The 646-nt window shown below is 61.5% G+C and carries 2 protein-coding genes; both read left to right on the forward strand.

Annotation, left to right across the window (positions count from 1 at the left end):
* On the forward strand, nt 1-289 hold a 289-nt coding region (locus ACI3K0_RS30785; protein WP_404946991.1), incomplete at its 5' end, for a hypothetical protein.
* Nucleotides 286-646, forward strand: a 361-nt coding sequence (locus ACI3K0_RS30790; protein ID WP_404946992.1) for a nitrilase-related carbon-nitrogen hydrolase, incomplete at its 3' end; no start/stop codon positions are given. The genes ACI3K0_RS30785 and ACI3K0_RS30790, both read left to right, overlap by 4 nt.

Raw genomic sequence — 646 nt, forward strand, 5'->3', positions numbered from 1 at the left:
CTACTTCGTATGCAGAAGACTGCTCGGCCTGGCACCCCGCGACAACATCGAGTTCCGCGAAGGGCGAGTGCGCAATTGGAACCCCTGCGGCATCGTCGCCATGGCAGCGGGCGTCGCGGTGGGCGGGCTCGGCGTGTTCGGACTCTACCCGTCGTATTACGCGTCGTTCATCGCCATGCTTCTCGGTCCTCTTCTCTACGTTCCGCTCACGATGGCAACCCGCGGACAGTTCTACGAACCACCGAAATCGAACGATACCCTCATCGCCGAAAGGATTGTGGCGTCATGATATTCACTGCAGCAGCCGTACAATTCGAGCCCACGCTGTTCGCGAAGGAATCGAACGTCGCCGCTCTGAGCGATCTCGTGGAGAAGGCGGCGTCGGACGGAGCGCGCCTGATCACGACACCCGAGATGGCAACCACCGGCTACTGCTTCCACGACACCGAGGAAGCGGCAACCGTCGTCGAGCAGATCCCCGGCCCCACCACCGAGACGTTCGCCGAGATCGCGTCCCGTCGTAACTGCTACATCGTCGTGGGTATGCCCGAAGTCGATGCGACCAGCGGATTGTTCTACAACAGCGCAGTTCTCATCGGTCCCGAGGGAATCGTCGGCACACACCGCAAGACGCATCCGTACATCG

Source organism: Rhizobium sp. ZW T2_16 (assembly GCF_044987325.1).
Lineage (GTDB): Bacteria > Pseudomonadota > Alphaproteobacteria > Rhizobiales > Rhizobiaceae > Neorhizobium > Neorhizobium cellulosilyticum.